The sequence below is a fragment of the Pseudomonas sp. WS 5146 genome, assembly GCF_012985495.1.
Taxonomy (GTDB): domain Bacteria; phylum Pseudomonadota; class Gammaproteobacteria; order Pseudomonadales; family Pseudomonadaceae; genus Aquipseudomonas; species Aquipseudomonas edaphica.
This window is the reverse complement of record NZ_JAAQWL010000009.1, coordinates 15,434-33,848: the sequence shown is the minus strand read 5'-3', so window position 1 is coordinate 33,848 and position 18,415 is coordinate 15,434. Positions and strand designations below refer to the sequence as shown.

The window sequence follows — 18,415 nt, the reverse complement described above, 5'->3', positions numbered from 1 at the left end:
CTACTGATGCCCATCGCGCTCGATCGCGTTGATACGCTCGACCTTGGCCCCGGAACGCGCCGCCTCAAACTCCGACTCCAGAAACGATTTGACGATGCTTTTGGCCAGTTCGGCGCCGATCACCCGTGCGCCAATAGAGAGGATTTGTGCATCGTTGCTCTTGCGTGCGCGCTCCGCCGAATAGGTGTCATGGGCCTGGGCCGCACGAATGCCCAGTACTTTATTGGCCGAGATGGCCATGCCAATCCCGGTGCCGCATACCAGCACGCCGAGGCGTTGCTGCCCGGCATTGATGGCGGTGGCCACCGCCAGCGCGATGTCCGGGTACAGCACCGGCGCGGTGGAGTGGGTGCCGAAGTCGGTCACCGGGTAACCCAGCGCCTCGATATGGCGCTTTAACAGCTCTTTGAGCTCAAAACCCGCTTCATCGCATCCGATAGCCACCGGGAAAGGTGTGTTCATGGCGTCTGGCTCCGCTGCCGTTTAGGTACTTTAGACTGATCATTTGATCACTCAATGAAATTTCGCTCAGTTATTTCTCGGATATTGCGGCCCTTCTGTCAAGCGAGTTTTAGCTGACCTCCTAGTCAAAGCCGTCTAAACAGGCCTGATTTGCGCAAACAAGCGTATTTATAACTTTTTAGTGAAAGCGATTGACTGATCAGAATTTCATTTGATACACATATGATCACAGCAAAACATGACTGTGCGACCTAATAAGAATTCACAGCACGAGGACACGCCGATGGCCACGCCATTACTGCTCCAGGCTGAACACGTCGCCAAGGCTTACGCCGGGGTGCCTGCCCTGCGTGACGGGCGCCTTTCTCTGCGGGCCGGCAGCGTGCATGCGCTGTGCGGCGGCAATGGCGCCGGCAAGTCGACCTTCCTGAGCATCTTGATGGGCATCACCCAGCGTGACGCCGGGACCATCCTGCTCAACGGCACGCCCGTACAGTTCAACCGCCCAAGTGAAGCCCTGGCGGCGGGGATCGCGATGATCACCCAGGAACTGGAGCCCATCCCTTACATGACCGTCGCCGAAAATATCTGGCTGGGCCGCGAACCGCGCCGCGCCGGTTGCATCGTCGACAGCAAGACCCTCAACCGCCGCACCCGCGAGCTGCTCGAAAGCCTGGAATTCGAGGTCGATGCCACCAGCCCCATGCACCGCCTGAGCGTGGCGCAGATTCAACTGGTGGAAATCGCCAAGGCGTTCAGCCATGACTGCCAGGTGATGATCATGGACGAACCGACCTCGGCAATCGGCGAGCGCGAAGCGGAAACCTTGTTCAAGGCCATTCGCCGCCTCACCGCACGCGGCGCCGGTATCGTGTACGTGTCGCACCGCTTGAGCGAGCTGGCGCAGATCGCCGACGAGTACAGCATCTTCCGTGACGGCGCCTTTGTGGAAAGCGGGCGCATGGCCGATATCGACCGCAACCATTTGGTGCGCGGGATTGTCGGCCAGGAGCTGACACGCATCGACCACAAGGTCGGCCGCGAATGCGCCGCCAATACCTGCCTGCAAGTCGACAACCTGAGCCGTAATGGTGAGTTCCACGACATCAGCCTGCAACTGCGCCAGGGCGAAATCCTCGGCATCTATGGGCTGATGGGTTCGGGGCGCAGCGAGTTTCTCAACTGCATCTATGGGCTGACGGTTGCGGACTCCGGCAGCGTGACCCTGCAAGGCAAGCCCATGCCCATCGGCCTGCCCAAAGCCACGATCAACGCCGGTATGTCGCTGGTCACCGAAGACCGCAAAGACAGCGGCCTGGTGCTCACAGGCAGCATTCTGTCCAACATTGCACTGTCGGCCTACAAGCGCCTGTCGAGTTGGTCGCTGATCAATGCGCGCAAGGAAACCCAACTGGCCGAGGACATGGTCAAGCGCCTGCAGATCAAGACCAGTTCACTGGAATTGCCGGTAGCGTCCATGAGCGGCGGCAACCAGCAGAAAGTCGTGCTCGCCAAATGCCTGTCGACCGAGCCGGTGTGCCTGCTCTGCGACGAGCCGACCCGTGGCATCGATGAAGGCGCCAAGCAGGAGATCTACCACCTGCTCGACCAGTTCGTGCGCGCCGGTGGCGCTGCCATCGTGGTGTCGTCCGAAGCCCCGGAACTGCTGCATTTAAGTGATCGCATCGCCGTATTCAAGGGCGGCCGACTGGTGACCATCAGCACCGACACCGCCCTTTCCCAGGAAGCCTTGCTGAGTCTTGCCTCATGAATGCCAAAACCATCGCACCGCCCATGACCACCGCGCCGCGCAATCGCCTGCGCTTGTCCCTCGACCGCTTCGGCCTGCCGCTGGTGTTTATCCTGCTGTGCGTGGTGATGGCGTTTTCCAGCGAATACTTCATGACCTGGCGCAACTGGATGGACATCCTGCGCCAGACCTCGATCAACGGCATCCTGGCCGTAGGCATGACCTACGTGATCCTCACCAAGGGCATCGACCTGTCGGTGGGCTCGATCCTGGCCTTTGCCGGGCTGTGCAGCGCCATGGTTGCGACCCAGGGTTATGGCCTGCTGGCGGCAGTCAGTGCGGGGATGTTTGCCGGTGCGATGCTCGGTGTGGTCAACGGTTTTATGGTCGCCAACCTGTCAATCCCGCCATTCGTGGCCACCCTCGGCATGCTCAGCATCGCGCGGGGCATGACCTTCATCCTCAATGACGGCAGCCCGATCACCGACCTGCCCGACGCCTACCTGGCGCTGGGCATCGGCAAGATCGGCCCGATTGGCGTGCCCATCGTGATCTTCGCAGTGGTCGCGCTGATCTTCTGGATGGTGCTGCGCTACACCACTTACGGCCGCTACGTGTACGCGGTGGGCGGCAATGAAAAGAGTGCGCGCACCTCGGGTATCGGCGTGCGCAAGGTGATGTTTTCGGTGTACGTGGTCTCGGGTCTGCTCGCAGGGTTGGCCGGCGTAGTGCTCTCGGCACGCACCACCTCCGCCCTGCCCCAGGCCGGGGTTTCTTATGAGCTGGACGCGATTGCCGCCGTGGTAATCGGCGGCACCAGCCTGTCGGGCGGCACCGGCAGCATTGTCGGCACGCTGTTTGGTGCGCTGCTGATCGGCGTGATCAACAACGGGCTGAACCTGCTCGGCGTGTCCTCCTATTACCAGCAGGTCGCCAAGGGCCTGATCATCGTGTTCGCAGTACTGATCGACGTGTGGCGCAAGAAAAAACGCTAGAGAACGACCCACAACAATAACCGGAGTTCTACTCATGAAACTTGGTACCACTTTGGCCGCCGCGGCGACCCTCACCCTGCTCGCCAGCAGCATTGCCTTTGCCGCCGATGGCAAGACCTACAAGATCGGCGCGGCCGTCTACGGCCTCAAGGGCCAGTTCATGCAGAACTGGGTCCGCGAGCTGAAAGAACACCCGGCGGTCAAAGACGGCACCGTGCAACTGACGGTGTTCGACGGCAACTATGACGCCCTGACCCAGAACAACCAGATCGAAAACATGGTGACCCAGCACTACGACGCCATCCTGTTCGTGCCGATCGACACCAAGGCCGGTGTCGGCACCGTGAAGCAAGCCATGAGCAACGACGTGGTGGTCATCGCCTCCAATACGAAAGTAGCCGATGTCTCCGTACCTTATGTGGGTAACGACGACGTGGAAGGCGGCCGCCTGCAGGCCCAGGCCATGGTCGACAAGCTCAATGGCAAAGGTAATGTGGTGATCATCCAGGGCCCGATTGGCCAATCGGCGCAGATCGATCGGGAAAAGGGCGAGCTGGAAGTGCTGAGCAAGCACCCGGACATCAAGATCATCGAGAAAAAGACCGCCAACTGGGACCGCGCCCAGGCCCTGACCCTCACCGAAGACTGGCTGAACGCGCACCCCAAAGGCATCAACGGCGTGATCGCGCAAAACGACGATATGGCCCTGGGTGCCGTGCAGGCGCTGAAGTCCCACGGCTTGACCTCCAAAGACGTGCCGGTCACCTCTATCGACGGCATGCCGGACGCGATCCAGGCGGCGAAGAAAGACGAAGTCACCACCTTCCTGCAAGACGCCCAGGCCCAATCCCAAGGCGCGCTGGATGTGGCGTTGCGCGCACTGGCCGGCAAGGACTACAAGCCGCAATCGGTGATCTGGGAGCGCTACGGCAAGGACGTGAAATGGGGCGATGGCACCGCCAAGAACTACATCCTGCCGTGGGTGCCCGTCACTAACGCGAATGCCGATGCGCTGTACCAACAAGTCAGCGGCGGCAAGTAGCTTGATCGTTCCCACGCTCCGCGTGGGAATGCATCCCGTGACGCTCCGCGTCACCCAACATCGGGACGCAGAGCGTCCCAGGCAGCATTCCCACGCAGAGCGTGGGAACGATCAACTGCTTTCGAAAATGGAGTCATTCATGTCTGGATTCTGGAACCAAGCCTTCGACCTCACCGGCCGTTGCGCGGTGATCACCGGCGGCGCCGCCGGCATTGGCCTGGCCTGCGCCCACCTGCTGGTGGAACGCGGCGCCCGCGTGGCCTTGCTCGACCGCGACCCGGCGGTGGTGCACGTCGCGGCCAGCCTGGGCAACGGCCACCTGGGTATTGCCGTCGACCTCGGCCAGGTCGGCCAGATACAGCACACCATCGACAGCGTATTCGAACACTTCCAGCGCCTGGATTACCTGATCAACAGCGCCGGCGTGGTGTTGCTGGACAAGGCCATCGACGTCAGCGAAAGCGCCTGGGACACCACCCTGGACATCAACCTCAAGGCCAGCTTCTTTGTGGCCCAGGCCTGCGCCAGACACATGTTGGCGCAGGGCAGCGGGCGCATCGTCAACCTGGCCTCCCAGGCCGCCGTGATTGGCCTGGACCGTCACGTCGCCTACTGCGCGAGCAAGGCCGCCATCGTCGGCATGACCAAAGTGCTGGCCATGGAATGGGCGCCACAGATCAACGTCAACGCCATTTCCCCGACCATCGTCGAGACCGCCCTGGGCAAAAAAGCCTGGGCCGGTGAAGTGGGTGAAAAGGCCAAATTGCAGATCCCGGCCGGCCGCTTCGCCCAGCCGGAAGAAATCGCCGGGCTGGCGCTGTACCTGCTCAGCGACGCCGCGCAGATGATCACCGGCGCCAACATGGTGATCGATGGCGGCTACAGCATTCAGTAATTCATCTTTTGTCGTGAGGTTTTTGCCATGTCCACCGCCACCGAACGCACACCTGAACACCTCTCCCCGGTCATCCCGAAAACCATGCAGGCCGTGGTCTGCCACGGCCCGGAAGACTATCGCCTGGAAACTGTCGACGTGCCCACGCCCGGCCCCGACGAGATTCTCACCAAAGTCGAGCTGTGCGGCATCTGCATGGGTGACATCAAGACCTATCGCGGCGCGCCGTCGTTCTGGGGCGATGCCGAGCAACCGCGCTATGTGAAGCCGCCGATGATTCCGGGGCATGAGTTCGTCTGCCGTGTGGTTGCCCTCGGCCCAGGCGCAGAAAAACGTGGCGTGGCAGTCGGTGACCGAGTGATCTCCGAGCAGATCGTGCCGTGCTGGGGCTGCCGTTTCTGCAACCACGGCCAGTACTGGATGTGCCAGAAGCACGACCTCTACGGTTTCCAGAACAACGTGCAGGGCGCCATGGCCCAGTACATGATCTTTACCAAGGAAGGCATCATCCACAAAGTCCCGGAATCCATCGCCCCGGATGAAGCCATTTTGATCGAGCCGCTGGCCTGCTCGCTGCACGCGGCCGAGCGCGCGAATGTCGACCATGACGACGTGGTGGTGGTCGCCGGTGCCGGTACCTTGGGCCTGGGCATTATCGGCGCGGTGCGCCTGCGCAACCCGAAAAAGCTCATCGTGCTGGACATGAAACCCGAACGCGCCGCCCTCGCCTTGCGCATGGGCGCCGACGAGGTGTGGAACCCGGCCGAAGTCGACGTGATGGCCAAGATCCGCGCGATCACCGACGGCTATGGTTGCGACATTTATATCGAAGCCACCGGGCACCACAAGGCGGTGAACCAGGGCCTGGCGATGCTGCGCAAACTGGGGCGCTTCGTCGAATTCAGCGTGTTTAATGACGAGGCCACGGTAGATTGGTCGATCATCGGCGACCGCAAGGAACTGGATATCTTGGGTTCACACCTGGGGCCGTACATGTACCCGCGCGCCATCGATTTTATCGGCAACCGCAAGATCGACATGCGCGACGTGGTGACTCACAAGTTTGCGCTGGCGGACTTCAAGGAAGCATTTGCGGTGATGGAACGCGGGGACAAGTCGCTCAAAGTAGTCCTGCAACCCTGATTTCAACAACACCACCTCACCCTGTGGGAGCCGGGCTTGCAGTGGCGAGGGAGCTTGCTCCCGCTGACTGCGCTGCGGTCTGCGGCTTTTTGGGGGCGCTTCGCACCCCAGCGCAAGCAAGCTTGCTCGCCACAATAAGCCAGCTTTCACAATTAAAAGTGTTGCCCTTCAAGAACAAGAACAGGAACCCGCGTTATGAATCGAGTCATCAACGATCCGGACCAAGTGGTCGAGGACATGCTGCGCGGCATCCTGGTCGCGCACCCCGAGCTGCGTCAGTATGAAACCAACCCAAGGGTCATCACCAAGGCCAAGCCATCGGCAGCCGGCCGCGTCGGCATCGTCACCGGCGGCGGCTCCGGCCATGAACCGGCCTTCCTCGGTTACGTCGGCCCAGGCCTGGTGGATGCCGTGGCCGTCGGCGAGATTTTCTCTTCACCCACCGCCAAAAGCTTTTTCGACGCCTTCCGCGCCGCTGACCATGGCGCGGGCGTGGCCTGCCTGTACGGTAACTACGCCGGCGACAACATGAACGTGAAGCTGGCCATGAAAATGGCTGCCAGCAAAGACATGCGCATCCGCACCGTGGTCGCCAACGACGACGTGGCTTCCGCGCCCAAGGCCGATATCGCCAAGCGCCGTGGCGTGGCCGGCGAAATATTCATGTGGAAGATCGGCGGCGCTGCGGCTGCCCAGCATTACGACCTGGATGGCGTGATTCGCGTCGCACAGAAAACCGTGGATAACTGCCGCTCCATCGGCATCGGCCTCACGCCCTGCACCATTGCGGCAGTGGGCAAGCCGAACTTCCAGATTCCCGATGGCCAGATGGAACTGGGCATCGGCCATCACGGCGAACCGGGCATTGAAGTGATCGCCATTGAACCGGCTGCCGCCATGGCCGAGCGCATGCTCGCGCCGATCCTCGCCGACCGCGATTTCAGCCAGGATGACAGTGTGGTGGTGCTGGTCTCGGGCCTGGGCGCCACGCCGGTGATGGAGCTGTATGTGTTCTACGCCGAGGTCGAAAGCCAACTCAAGGCCAAGGGTTTGAAGATTCACCGTTGCTACGTCGGCAACTACTTCACCTCCCTGGAAATGATGGGCGTGACCCTGACCCTGCTCGGCCTCGACGCGGAGCTTAAAACCCTGATCGACCAACCCTGCCGTTCCATCGGCATGACCCAGGCGGAGTGAACCATGAGCCAGCATTTTTCCACCCGCGACGGCAGCGCCATTGTTGCCGATCTGGTCAGCGTGATCGTGGCCAACCGTGAATACCTCAGTGAAATTGACGGCGCCATTGGCGACGGCGACCACGGCATCAACATGGCCAAGGGCTTTGCCCATTGCGGGCGCAGCCTCGAAGGCCGCCAACTGACCCTGGCCGAAGCCCTGGATGAACTGACCCTGAGCCTGATGGAAGGCATCGGCGGCTCCATGGGGCCGCTGTATGGCAGCCTGTTTATCGGCATGGCGGATGAGGTGCGCAGCAGCGACGACATCGACGCGGCAACCTTTGCCCACCTGCTGCGCGGCGGCCTGACCTCGTTGCAGGACATCACCGAAGCGGGCGTGGGCGACAAGTGCTTGATGGACACGCTGATCCCGGCAGTTGAAGCCTTTGAGCGTGCGCATGCCAGTGGCGCGTCGTTTAATGATGCGCTGGAGGCGATGAAAACCGCCGCGTCCCAAGGGCGCGATTCGACCAAAGACCTGATCGCCAAAATCGGTCGCGCCAGCCGCCTGGGCGAGCGCTCGCTGGGTGTACTGGATGCGGGGGCGGTGTCGTGCTGCCTGATTCTTACGCGCCTGGCCGATTCCGTGCAGCCCCGGCTGACTGCTTGACCTGCTGGATATAACGCGCCACCGCCGGCGCTTTTTCAAAGCGCCGGTGAATCAGCGACAGCCACGACAACGCTGCATCATCCTGATGAATCGTGCGGTAGACCACGCCCGGCAAACCCACATGCCCGACCATCGATGCCGGCACCACCGCCACGCCCTGCCCTAACGACACCAACGCCACCACCGCAACCAACCCGCCCGGCTGCGGCCCCAGGCGCGGCGCGAAGCCGCCTTGGGCCGCCACGTGCAAGGTGCCGTTGATTTGTTCCGGCAATATAAACGTCTCGTTTTGCAGGTGTTCACAGCCGATGACCTTAAGCCCCAGCAGCCAGGAGTCCTGAGGCAGCGCCAACACAAAGCCTTCGCTGTCCAGGCGCACTGCCTCCACGCCGTCGGGCAAGGTCATGGGCGAGCGGATATAGCCGATGTCATAACGCCCGTCGGCCACCGCGCCGGGCAAGGACGCCATGGCGCATTCGCGCACATTCACGCTCACATCGGGAAACGCCTGGCTGAACGCCTGCATTTGTTTTTGCAGCAGCCCCGAATACACCGCCGAAGCCACATAGCCCAATTCGATATGCCCGATTTCTCCCCGCCCGGCGCGCTGGGCGTTGCGTTGGGCGAACTCGAACTGGCGCACGGTGGCTTCAGCCTCGATCAGCAAGGCGGCGCCGGCTTCGGTGAGGCTGACTTCACGTTGCTGACGGATAAACAGGCGCGTGCCCAGCGTGGCTTCCATGTCCTGAATTTGGCGGCTCAAGGTCGGCGGCGCGATGCCCAGTTGCTCGGCAGCGCGGGTGAAATTGCGCTGCCTGGCGACGGCGAGGAAGTAGCGGAAATGGCGGATTTCCATTTTTGAATTAGCTCAAAGGTAATGAAGTGCGGCGCTCCAGCTAATAAAACAGACCATAGTCGGAGATAAGCTCAGCGCACACCTACACTAGAGAGCCCTTGCGATGCACGTCAACTGTCTTTCCAACATTACCTGTAAGGCAATCAAGACATGAGCCGGGTCAGCCCGCGCCTCACCCTGCTGACCGCCTCCGGCGTCTGCTCGCTGATTGTGCTCGACACCAATATCGTCGCCGTCACCCTGCCAAGTATTGCGCGCGACCTGGGTGCGAATTTCGCCGATATCGAGTGGGTGGTCAGCGCCTACATGCTGGCGTTCGCCGCGTTATTGCTGCCCGCCGGCAGCATCGCCGACCGCTTTGGTCGCAAGCGGTCGCTGATCTGGGGCTTGAGCATTTTCATCCTCGCCTCGCTGGGCTGTGGCGCTGCACCGAATGCGTTGCTCCTGGACATCGCCCGCGCCGTCAAAGGTGTCGGCGCAGCCTTGCTGCTGACCGCTGCCCTGGCCTCCATCGGCCACACCTTTCACGATGAAGTAGAGCGTGCCAAAGCCTGGGCGTTCTGGGGTGCCTGCATGGGCGTGGCGATGACCGCCGCGCCGACACTGGGCGGCGTGATCACCCAGTACCTGGGCTGGCGCTGGATCTTCTACCTCAACCTGCCCGTGGGCCTGGGGTTGATGGCGTTGGCGCTGCGGGCGATTCCCGAATCACGCGACACTCAATCGGCACGCCTGGACCCATGGGGCAGCCTGGCCTTCAGTGCCAGCCTGTTGTGCCTGATCTGGGGCTTGATCGAGGCCAATCGCATCGGCTGGGACAGCCCGCTGACCTACACACGCCTGATTGGCGGCGCAGTGTTGCTGGGGGTGTTTGTGCTGGTCGAACGTGTGCAACAGCGGCCCATGGTCGACTTGCAACTGTTCCGGCACCCGCGTTTTATCGGCGCGCTGCTGGGGATGTTTGCCTACGCCGGCTGTGCCCAGGTGATGATGACGTTACTGCCGTTTTATCTGCAGAACGGCTTGGGTTTTTCTGCCATAGCGTCGGGTCTGGGTATGTTGCCGTTTGCCTTGACCATGGTGATTTGCCCACGCATTGGTGCACGGCTGGCCGGGCGTTTTGCGCCTGCAACGATGATGGCAACCGGCTTGACCCTGGTGGGCTGCGGCAACCTGTTAAGCGCCTGGGCGGTCAATACAGGCGGTTATCTGCCCTTCGCGCTGGCGATTGCCGTGACCGGCGCCGGTGCGGGCCTGCTCAATGGCGACACGCAGAAAAACATCATGGCCTGCGTGCCACGTGACCGCGCGGGCATGGCGTCGGGCATGAGTACCACCATGCGTTTCAGCGCGATCATGTTGGCCATCGGCGTGTATGGGGCGTTGCTGAGCAGCCATAGTGAGCAGTTGCTGAGCACAAGTATCGACCCGCAATGGCAGGCGCAGGTGGCGGGGATTGCGTCGCGAGTGGTGGCCGGGGATATGCCGGCGGCGATGGGCTTGCTGCCGGAACCGGCGCGGGCGATGGTGCAGCCATTGGCCCGACAGGCGTTTGTGGGTGGGTTCAGCGGGGTGTTGTGGGTGGCGGGGTTGTTGGGGTTGCTGGGGGCGTTGGTGGTGGGGACGTTGATGCGAAAGCCGATACCCGCCCTGGCGCAAAACTAAAATGTGGGAGCGGGCTTGCCCGCGATTACGGTGTATCAGCCGACAACTATGTTGCCTATGCCACCGCCATCGCGGGCAAGCCCGCTCCCACATGGATCACCTGGGTCTTCAGATGTGGGTTACCAGAACCGCTGCTGGGTCAACCGGCTCCACCAGGTCAGCAATACACGGTCCACCGAGCCGCTGGCCGCCAGGCCCACGCGTTCTTGCAGGCTTTTACGCTCGGCGTAGTGCAGGTGGAACACCTCGGCCGTCTTGGCCTTGGTCGCCAGGTATTCGTCGCTGGTTTGCAGTTCATCGACCAACTGTTTGTCGAGCGCTGCAACACCCAGCCACACTTCTCCGGTCGCGACGTCATCGATTGCCAACTGCGGGCGATAGCGCGACACAAAGTTCTTGAACAACTGATGGGTGATGTCCAGGTCTTCCTGGAACTTCTCCCGCCCCTTCTCGGTGTTTTCGCCAAACACGGTGAGGGTGCGTTTGTATTCACCGGCGGTCAGCACTTCAAAGTCGATGTCGTGCTTTTTCAGCAGGCGATTGACGTTGGGCAGCTGCGCCACCACGCCAATGGAGCCGAGGATGGCAAAGGGTGCGCTGATGATCTTCTCGCCAATGCACGCCATCATGTAGCCGCCGCTGGCCGCAACCTTGTCGATGCACACGGTCAACGGCACGCCGGCCTGACGAATACGCGCCAGCTGCGACGAGGCCAGACCATAGCTGTGCACCATGCCGCCGCCGCTTTCCAGGCGCAGCACCACTTCGTCTTTCGGCGTGGCCAGGCTCAGCAGCGCGGTGATTTCATGGCGCAGGCTCTCGGTGGCCGAGGCCTTGATGTCGCCGTCAAAATCCAGCACAAATACCCGTGGCTTGGCCTCGGGTTTCTTCTTGCTGTTCTTCTTTTCGGTCTTGCTTTCGGATTTGCGCAGGGCCTTGAGCTGGTCTTTGTCGAGCAGGCTCGACTCGAGGCGCTCACGCAGGCCTTTGTAGAAATCATTGAGCTTGCTGACCTGCAATTGGCCGGCGGATTTGCGCCGCCCCTTGCTGCGCAGCGCGGCGAAACTGATCAGTACCACCAGAATAGCGACCACCAGGGTGACGGTCTTCGCCAGAAAGCTCGCGTATTCGGCCAAAAAATCCATATGTCTCCTTAAAAAAGCACGGCGCCAGGCGCGGATGGCCCCAGCATACCGACGGCACCGCCTTCGGACCAGTGCTCAAACCGCCAGCAGTCGGCCTCTAACGCGCTTTTAAAACAAGCGTATGTTTTTTCATTGACAGCTCCCTGCCATCCTCATAACCTCGCCAGACTTTCAACGTACCGGGAAAACGGACGTGGGCAGCATCTATCTGATTCGACATGGCCAGGCCTCCTTCGGTGCAGACGACTATGACGTCCTGTCGCCCGTCGGCGTAGAGCAAGCGCAAGTACTCGGTCGCCACCTGGCCGACCTGGGCCTGACGTTTGACCGCTGCCTGTCTGGCGACCTGCGTCGCCAGCAGCACACTGCCTCCGCCGCATTCGATCAATACCGTGCCCTCGGCCTGTCAGCCCCAGCACTGGAAATCGACCCGGCCTTCAACGAATTCGACGGCGAAGCGATCATCCGCGCCCTGCTCCCCGACCTGCTGACCACCGAGCCTCACGCCTTGGATATCCTGCGCAACGCTGCGCAAAACCGCAGTGAGTTCCAGCGCATTTTCGCCCTGATCATCGAGCGCTGGCTGGCCGGCACCTACGACCCGCCCGGTCTGGAAAGCTGGCTGGGTTTCGTGGAACGTGTGCAGGGCGGCCTGCAACGCATCCTGGAAGCCGCCGAGAACACCGACAAGATCGCCGTGTTTACTTCCGGCGGCACCATTACCGCCCTGCTCCACCTGATTACCCGAATGCCTGCCGCGCAGGCCTTCGAACTGAACTGGCAAATTGTTAACACCTCGCTCAACCAGCTTAAATTCCGTGGTCGCGAGGTGGCACTGGCTTCCTTCAACAGTCATACCCACTTGCAACTGTTGAAGGCGCCGCAGCTCATCACATTCCGATGAATTGCGGCCAACCGTGACCCCAAGGTCACTGGACTCTACCTTAAAGGATCGAAACCATGACTGACGTAGCCAAAGCTGTAGAAGCAATGAAAGCCAAATTCAACCCAGGCGCTGCCGACGGCCTGGACCTGGTGTTCGGTTTCCGTATCGACGACACCCAGAACTTCTCGCTGGTGGTCAAGAACAACACCTGCGAACTGCTGGAAGGCGAAAACCCTGACGCCCAGGTTACCCTGGTGACCGACGGCGAAACCATGGAAGGCATCGTCAGCGGCGATACCGACGGCATGCAGGCCTTCATGAGCGGCAAGCTGCGCACTGAAGGCGACATGATGCTGGCCATGAAACTGAGCGATCTGTTCCCGGCCTGATAACGCCGCGCTCAAAAAAAATCCCGCCTTTCGGCGGGATTTTTCGTTCAGCCAGCCTCCCGGTCAGCGGGTGTTGGCGTTATCCATTTCTTCGAACGTGTCCATGTACGCAGGGTCATTACCATCGTTTTCACGAATCACACGCCCTTCATACTCGGCGGTGATTTCACCGGTATTGACGTCAAGCCCAACCACGATCACCAGCTTGTATTTGCCCACTTGCAAGTACATGTCATAGAGGTCCCGGGGTTCATCAGGTGCCATAAAAAAGCTGTAGCTATAACGTACGCGCTTGGTTAACACGGGCCACTGTGCTTCAAACGTGCGGGAATCGAAGGATGGGAGCACATCGCTGATTCCACGCAGCGCGGCCTCGACCAGTTGGTCATTGTCCTTGGCTTTGAAGACCACCGGATGAGTGCGAGTCATCGACCGCATAGGGTTGGGAACAATATCCGTTTCAAGGCGGTACATGCCGCTGCTGAACCACTTTGTTGCATCGAAGGTGTCGTCACCTTTCTCGCATTCGCGGCAATGCATCATCAGCGGGGCCGCGGCGCTTTCTCGGGAATACAGTGAAGTCATGAACACACCGCAGGTGAGCAGCAATACCCCCAATAGGCCTGCACTGCCAACCCGCGCGATAACATTCGCCATCGTCTACATCCTTGTCTGAAGGGGCGGCGAATTTACCTGATTCAGACCTCTTGGTGGCGGGATTTTTTTGCCCGTCATTTCACAAGCGATGTAGTTTTAATGTGGGAGCTGGCTTGCCTGCGATAGCCATAGGTATCTACACAACTTTTGAAGGCAGCCAATTTCTCCTGTGGCGAGCAGGCTTGCAACAGACTCCGTGTTAACCGGTTGTGTAGATACCTATGCTGCGATAGCGGTGGGTCAGCCCACCCGTGTGTGGCTGATGGCAAGCCAGCTCCCACAGAAAAGTGAATCAGTGGTGCGGCTTAGCTTTTCGGCTGCAGCAACAACGCCACCAACGCACTCCACCCGGTCTGATGCGACGCCCCCAACCCACGCCCGGTTTCGCCGTGGAAATACTCATGGAACAACACCAGATCGCGACTGGCCGGGTCTGCTTCCAATTGCGCATAGCCCGCCATCGACGGGCGCAGGCCATCTTCATCGCGCAAAAACAAGCGGGTCAGGCGCTGGCTGAGGCTGTCGGCCACTTCTTCAAGGGACGCCAGATAGCCACTGCCCGTCGGGTACTCCACCGAGAAGTTATCCGCGTAGTAGCGGTGAAACTCGCGCAGCGATTCGATCAGCATGTAGTTCACCGGCATCCACAGCGGCCCGCGCCAATTGGAGTTGCCGCCGTACAAACGTGAGTCGGACTCGCCGGGCTGGTAGCGCGCACACAGGGTGTCGCCGTTCATCTTCAGCGCCAGCGGCTGCTCGGCAAAGGCCTTGGATAACGAGCGCACGCCAAACGTCGACAAAAACTCCTGGTCATCGAGCATGCGCCGCAGCAGGTCCTTGGTGCGTTCGCCGCGCAGCAAGGCGAGCAACAGGCGGTTGCCCTGCCCCGGTTCGTTCCAGCGCGACACCAGCTTGGCGAGGTCAGGCCGGTGTTTCATGAAGCCCAGCAGCCGCTCACGCAAGCCTTGCAGGCCTTCGTGCTCGCGTTGCTCCAGCACCAACACGGCAAACAACGGCATCAGGCCGACGATGGAGCGCAGGCGCACCGGCTCGCTCTGGCCGTCCGGGCGGTGCAGCACATCGTAGAAGAACTGGTCCTGCTCATCCCACAAGCCTTCGGCGCTGTCGTCGACACGGTTGATCGCACCGGCGATGTACAGGAAGTGCTCGAAAAACTTCACTGCGATATCCACGTACACCCCATTGCGCTTGGCCAGCTCCAGGCCGATGCGCATCAGGTCCAGGGCATAGGCGGCGACCCACGCGGTGCCGTCGGCCTGATCCAGCTGGTAGCCGGGCGGCAAGGTGGCCGAGCGGTCGAACAAGGCGATGTTGTCCAGGCCCAAAAAGCCGCCCTGAAACAGGTTGCGGCCCTCGGCGTCCTTACGGTTGACCCACCAGGAAAAATTCAGCAGCAGCTTGTGGAAAATCCGCTCGAGGAAATCCATGTCACCCACGCCGGTCAGCGCCTTGTCCTGCTGATACACGCGCCAACTGGCCCAGGCATGCACCGGCGGGTTGGCGTCGTCGAAACGCCATTCATACGCCGGCAACTGGCCATTGGGGTGCATAAAACGGTCTTTGACCAGCAACAACAACTGTTGCTTGGCATACCCCGGATCAATCAGCGCCATCGCTACGGCCTGGAAGCCCTGGTCCCAGGAGGCGTACCACGGGTACTCCCAGGTGTCGGGCATGGACAGGATGTCGAAGTTCGACAAGTGCCGCCAATGGGTATTGCGGATGTGCAGGCGCTCGGGCGGCGGCGCGGGTTGGGCCGGGTCGCCGTCGAGCCACTGGTTTACATCAAAGTAGTAGAGCTGCTTGGACCACACCAACCCGGCCAGGGCCTGGCGCTGTACATTGCGCGCGTCATCATCGGCAATGCCTTGCTGCAGGGCGGCGTAGAAGTCGTCCGCCTCCTGGCGACGCAGCTCGAACAGCTTGCGTGCATTGACCTCAGGCGCGTCCACCGGCGCAAACCGCAGGTACAGGGTTTTGCTCTGCTGGCCCACCAGTTCGAGGCTGAAACGCGCGGCGACCTTGGTGCCCGTGTCGCGACGGATTGCCGAGTCTGCGCCGCCCACCACGTAGTCGTTGATGCCGTCCTTGAACGGCCCCTGCGCCGGTTGCCCATCGAGCTTGGGGAAGTTGCTTTCGTTTTCGCAGAACAGCCACTCCAGGCCGTCCTCGCCCCAGGCGCTGAGATGGCGATCGGTCAGCTCATGATGCCGGGCCAGCACTCGTTCACCGTCCAGGCGCAACTGCGGCTTGGGCGCGTCAAAGGTCCAGCTCCAGTCATTACGCGCCCACAGTTGGGGCAGCACCTGCACACGCGTCGGCTGGTCCGCGCGGTTGTGCACGGTGACGCGCATGAAAATATCGTCGGGCTGATGCTTGGCGTATTCAACCGTTACATCACAGTAGCGGTTGTCTTCGAATACGCCGGTGTCGAGCACTTCGTACTCGGCATCCTCAAGCCCACGGCGGGCGTTTTCGGCGATCAGGTCGGCGTAGGGAAACGCCGCATGCGGGTATTTGTAGAGCATGCGCATATAGGCATGGCTGGGCACGCCGTCGACAAAAAAGTACAGCTCCTTGACGTCTTCTCCGTGGTTGCCCTCGGCGTTGTTGAGGCCGAACAGGCGCTCCTTGATGATGCTGTCACGCTCGTTCCACAGCGCCAGGCCCAGGCACCAGCGTTGCGCCTTGTCGCTGAAGCCGGCCAGGCCGTCCTCGCCCCAACGGTAGGCGCGGCTGCGGGCGTGTTCGTGGGGGAAGTAGGCCCAGGCATCGCCGTCGGCGCTGTAGTCTTCGCGCACCGTGCCCCATTGGCGTTCACTCAGATACGGGCCCCACTCGCGCCAGCGCTCGGCGTCTTCGGCGGCCAGGCGCTGGCCTTCAAGGGTTGCAAGGATGTTGGTTGCGGGCGTGGCCGTCATTGGGTCCTCCATCACTGACACAGTGGGGGCAGTGTAGAACCCATCCGTGCGCGGATGCACATGAAGTCGTGTTCGCGCGCGCAAAAAAAGAGGCCGCTGACTAGGCGGCCTCCGTTTGTGGCGGCGCGAGCTTAGAAGATCGCGTAGGTGTAGTTGAAGATCAGGCGCGTCTGGTCCTGGTCCGCAGTGCCGGTGTTGTGACCTTTGTAAGTACCAGTACGGAAGGTGGTGCCGAAGCCTTTGAGCGGGCCTTGCTGCACCACGTAGTCCAGGCGGAAGTCGGTTTCGTTTTCTTTCTGATCCGAACCACCGGCCACTTTGGACTTGATGCCCGTGCCGTCCAGGTACGCCACGGAGGCTTTCAAGCCTGGCACAAGGGCCTTGAAGTCGTAGGAGTACTGGCCAAAATTGACCTGCTCGCCCGCGCGGGAAAACTGGCCCACCACGGCGTCGGTGAACAGGTAGAAGTCGCTGCCGCCCGCGCCTTGTGCGTTTGGATCAGCGATGCTGCCCTGGTTGACCCAGACGAAGCCGCCGTCATCGCTCACACCGATGTGACCGAGCATCAGGCTGCTGCCGCCCAACTGGTAGGTGAACGCGGCGCTGTAGGTTTTGTTGTCCACTTCACCGGCGTGCTTGGCGTAGCCGCCGTTGTTGTTGAACTGGTAGCCGGCGTCACCGTTTTTGCCGTCGCTGGTGCTGTCGAAATAACGCAGGTCAGTCTTGAACGATTGGTCATTGCCCAATGGCAGCACGTGAACCAGGCCGAAGTAGTTCTGTTTGTAGAAGTCCTGCAGGTCGGCGTAGTAGTACTGCAACGTCAGGTTTTTAGCGATGGCGTTGTCGGACGAGCCAAACGGTTTGTAGTCCACACCGCCGAACTTGAAGCTGTCGCTGTCGCGGGTACCGCCGGCAACGCTCAAGCCCGTGGAGTTGCTGGAAGCACGGCCTTCGGCACGGTTGAGCTCACCACCGGTGAAGGTCACGTTGGGGATGTCGTTGGAGGTCAGGATGCCGCCGTCGAAGGTCTGCGGCGCCACACGGCTGTCGTTGGAAACCAGAATAGGCAACACCGGGGCCAAACCGCCACCAACGTGCAACTCGGTCTGGGAAATACGGAATTTCACGTTACCCGCAGCGCGACTGAAACTGTCGGCGGGTTCAGTGCCGTTGTTTTTGGTCGGGAAGAAGCTGTTGCCGTTACCCGCCAGGCCCGGGCCTGCGGCGTGGCCGTCGCCACCGTCCAGACGCAAGGCGCCGAACGCCATTACGTCAAAACCGACGCCAAGGGTGCCTTGGGTGTAGCCGGATTTGTAGTCAAAACGCAGCAAGGTCGCGGCTTCGCGCAGATCGTTGTTGGTGCCCGAACGGTTGTCGGCGCTGTAGTACATGGTCCGCGAGCTGACAGCCGCATGGCTGTCTTCAAGAAAACCGCTGTGCCCCGTGCCCGTGCCCAGAGAACCGAGCCCGAAGTCATCAGCGCACGCGTGTTGCGCGAGCAACGCTGCGGTGATGGATAACGCCAGTGTAGAAATTTTCATGTGTAACGGCCCCTAAACATTTTTTTATGTGCGTTGTGTGCAAACGGCGTTTTCATCCCTACAAACGTAACGATTGTTTCATGAGGACCGGGGCGCGCCTCGTGAAGAATTAGTTAGGAAAGTACCCGTGAAAATGAAATTTTCCTGGCGCCGATTTTTGTCATATTCATGTCATTTCATTCATTTGCAGAATGAAGTC

16 protein-coding genes are annotated in these 18,415 nt (G+C 61.0%); 10 read left to right on the top strand and 6 right to left on the bottom strand.

What is annotated here, in order from left to right; translation table 11 throughout:
• Entirely contained in the window at positions 1–462 is a 462-nt protein-coding gene (rpiB, locus tag HBO41_RS21560; RefSeq protein WP_016969738.1) for a ribose 5-phosphate isomerase B, read from the bottom strand.
• Positions 463–745: 283 nt separating this feature from the next.
• Between rpiB and HBO41_RS21555 the strand changes: the two genes are divergently transcribed.
• From HBO41_RS21555 to dhaL, 7 genes are all read left to right on the top strand, one after another.
• Positions 746–2,233 carry a sugar ABC transporter ATP-binding protein gene (locus tag HBO41_RS21555; protein WP_099549144.1) on the top strand — a complete coding sequence of 496 codons (1,488 nt, stop codon included), beginning with the start codon at positions 746–748 and terminating at the stop codon, positions 2,231–2,233.
• The gene (locus HBO41_RS21550; RefSeq protein WP_017135922.1) at positions 2,230–3,207 is read left to right on the top strand and encodes an ABC transporter permease; all 978 of its coding nucleotides are present in this window, start codon (positions 2,230–2,232) and stop codon (positions 3,205–3,207) included. The genes HBO41_RS21555 and HBO41_RS21550 overlap by 4 nt, the downstream gene beginning before the upstream one ends.
• A gap of 34 nt (positions 3,208–3,241) precedes the next feature.
• Entirely contained in the window at positions 3,242–4,249 is a 1,008-nt protein-coding gene (locus HBO41_RS21545; protein ID WP_169987645.1) for a substrate-binding domain-containing protein, read from the top strand.
• A 139-nt stretch (positions 4,250–4,388) separates the two neighbouring features.
• Complete coding sequence (locus HBO41_RS21540; RefSeq protein WP_169987643.1) at positions 4,389–5,144, top strand: SDR family oxidoreductase; 756 nt, start codon at positions 4,389–4,391, stop codon at positions 5,142–5,144.
• Between the two features lie 27 nt (positions 5,145–5,171).
• On the top strand, positions 5,172–6,287 hold the full coding sequence (locus HBO41_RS21535) for an erythritol/L-threitol dehydrogenase (protein WP_017135924.1): 1,116 nt from the start codon (positions 5,172–5,174) through the stop codon (positions 6,285–6,287).
• A 195-nt stretch (positions 6,288–6,482) separates the two neighbouring features.
• Positions 6,483–7,484, top strand: coding sequence for a dihydroxyacetone kinase subunit DhaK (locus tag HBO41_RS21530; protein ID WP_017135925.1), 1,002 nt, complete (start codon positions 6,483–6,485; stop codon positions 7,482–7,484).
• 3 nt (positions 7,485–7,487) lie between these two features.
• Positions 7,488–8,135: a dihydroxyacetone kinase subunit DhaL gene (gene dhaL / locus HBO41_RS21525; protein WP_017135926.1), complete on the top strand. Its 648-nt coding sequence runs from the start codon at positions 7,488–7,490 to the stop codon at positions 8,133–8,135.
• Here the strand turns inward: dhaL and HBO41_RS21520 are convergent.
• The gene (locus HBO41_RS21520) at positions 8,092–8,991 is read right to left on the bottom strand and encodes a LysR family transcriptional regulator (protein ID WP_099549148.1); all 900 of its coding nucleotides are present in this window, start codon (positions 8,989–8,991) and stop codon (positions 8,092–8,094) included. The two genes, dhaL and HBO41_RS21520, sit on opposite strands and share 44 nt — an antisense overlap.
• 150 nt (positions 8,992–9,141) lie before the next feature.
• Here HBO41_RS21520 and HBO41_RS21515 point away from each other — a divergent pair, with 150 nt between their 5' ends.
• A complete protein-coding gene (locus tag HBO41_RS21515) occupies positions 9,142–10,656 on the top strand; it encodes an MFS transporter (protein WP_169987641.1) in 1,515 nt (504 codons plus the stop codon).
• A gap of 119 nt (positions 10,657–10,775) precedes the next feature.
• On the opposite strand, the gene sohB is transcribed toward HBO41_RS21515, so the two are convergent.
• A complete protein-coding gene (gene sohB, locus HBO41_RS21510; protein ID WP_017135929.1) occupies positions 10,776–11,801 on the bottom strand; it encodes a protease SohB in 1,026 nt (341 codons plus the stop codon).
• Between the two features lie 193 nt (positions 11,802–11,994).
• Between sohB and HBO41_RS21505 the strand changes: the two genes are divergently transcribed.
• The gene (locus HBO41_RS21505; RefSeq protein ID WP_017135930.1) at positions 11,995–12,705 is read left to right on the top strand and encodes a histidine phosphatase family protein; all 711 of its coding nucleotides are present in this window, start codon (positions 11,995–11,997) and stop codon (positions 12,703–12,705) included.
• Positions 12,706–12,761: 56 nt separating this feature from the next.
• Positions 12,762–13,076, top strand: coding sequence for an SCP2 sterol-binding domain-containing protein (locus tag HBO41_RS21500; protein ID WP_017135931.1), 315 nt, complete (start codon positions 12,762–12,764; stop codon positions 13,074–13,076).
• 63 nt (positions 13,077–13,139) lie between these two features.
• Here HBO41_RS21500 and HBO41_RS21495 read toward each other — a convergent pair whose 3' ends face one another.
• From HBO41_RS21495 to HBO41_RS21485, 3 genes are all read right to left on the bottom strand, one after another.
• Entirely contained in the window at positions 13,140–13,733 is a 594-nt protein-coding gene (locus HBO41_RS21495) for a hypothetical protein (RefSeq protein ID WP_169987639.1), read from the bottom strand.
• A 305-nt stretch (positions 13,734–14,038) separates the two neighbouring features.
• A complete protein-coding gene (locus tag HBO41_RS21490) occupies positions 14,039–16,675 on the bottom strand; it encodes an MGH1-like glycoside hydrolase domain-containing protein (protein WP_169987637.1) in 2,637 nt (878 codons plus the stop codon).
• A 131-nt stretch (positions 16,676–16,806) separates the two neighbouring features.
• Positions 16,807–18,216: an OprD family outer membrane porin gene (locus tag HBO41_RS21485; RefSeq protein WP_169987635.1), complete on the bottom strand. Its 1,410-nt coding sequence runs from the start codon at positions 18,214–18,216 to the stop codon at positions 16,807–16,809.
• Positions 18,217–18,415 lie beyond the last annotated feature (199 nt).

Bases quoted from the DNA above. Each gene is read 5' to 3' on its own strand.
- rpiB (WP_016969738.1), bottom strand. From the start codon at position 462: ATGAACACACCTTTCCCGGTGGCTATCGGATGCGATGAAGCGGGTTTT.
- HBO41_RS21555 (WP_099549144.1), top strand. From the start codon at position 746: ATGGCCACGCCATTACTGCTCCAGGCTGAACACGTCGCCAAGGCTTAC.
- HBO41_RS21550 (WP_017135922.1), top strand. From the start codon at position 2,230: ATGAATGCCAAAACCATCGCACCGCCCATGACCACCGCGCCGCGCAAT.
- HBO41_RS21545 (WP_169987645.1), top strand. From the start codon at position 3,242: ATGAAACTTGGTACCACTTTGGCCGCCGCGGCGACCCTCACCCTGCTC.
- HBO41_RS21540 (WP_169987643.1), top strand. From the start codon at position 4,389: ATGTCTGGATTCTGGAACCAAGCCTTCGACCTCACCGGCCGTTGCGCG.
- HBO41_RS21535 (WP_017135924.1), top strand. From the start codon at position 5,172: ATGTCCACCGCCACCGAACGCACACCTGAACACCTCTCCCCGGTCATC.
- HBO41_RS21530 (WP_017135925.1), top strand. From the start codon at position 6,483: ATGAATCGAGTCATCAACGATCCGGACCAAGTGGTCGAGGACATGCTG.
- dhaL (WP_017135926.1), top strand. From the start codon at position 7,488: ATGAGCCAGCATTTTTCCACCCGCGACGGCAGCGCCATTGTTGCCGAT.
- HBO41_RS21520 (WP_099549148.1), bottom strand. From the start codon at position 8,991: ATGGAAATCCGCCATTTCCGCTACTTCCTCGCCGTCGCCAGGCAGCGC.
- HBO41_RS21515 (WP_169987641.1), top strand. From the start codon at position 9,142: ATGAGCCGGGTCAGCCCGCGCCTCACCCTGCTGACCGCCTCCGGCGTC.
- sohB (WP_017135929.1), bottom strand. From the start codon at position 11,801: ATGGATTTTTTGGCCGAATACGCGAGCTTTCTGGCGAAGACCGTCACC.
- HBO41_RS21500 (WP_017135931.1), top strand. From the start codon at position 12,762: ATGACTGACGTAGCCAAAGCTGTAGAAGCAATGAAAGCCAAATTCAAC.
- HBO41_RS21495 (WP_169987639.1), bottom strand. From the start codon at position 13,733: ATGGCGAATGTTATCGCGCGGGTTGGCAGTGCAGGCCTATTGGGGGTA.
- HBO41_RS21490 (WP_169987637.1), bottom strand. From the start codon at position 16,675: ATGACGGCCACGCCCGCAACCAACATCCTTGCAACCCTTGAAGGCCAG.
- HBO41_RS21485 (WP_169987635.1), bottom strand. From the start codon at position 18,216: ATGAAAATTTCTACACTGGCGTTATCCATCACCGCAGCGTTGCTCGCG.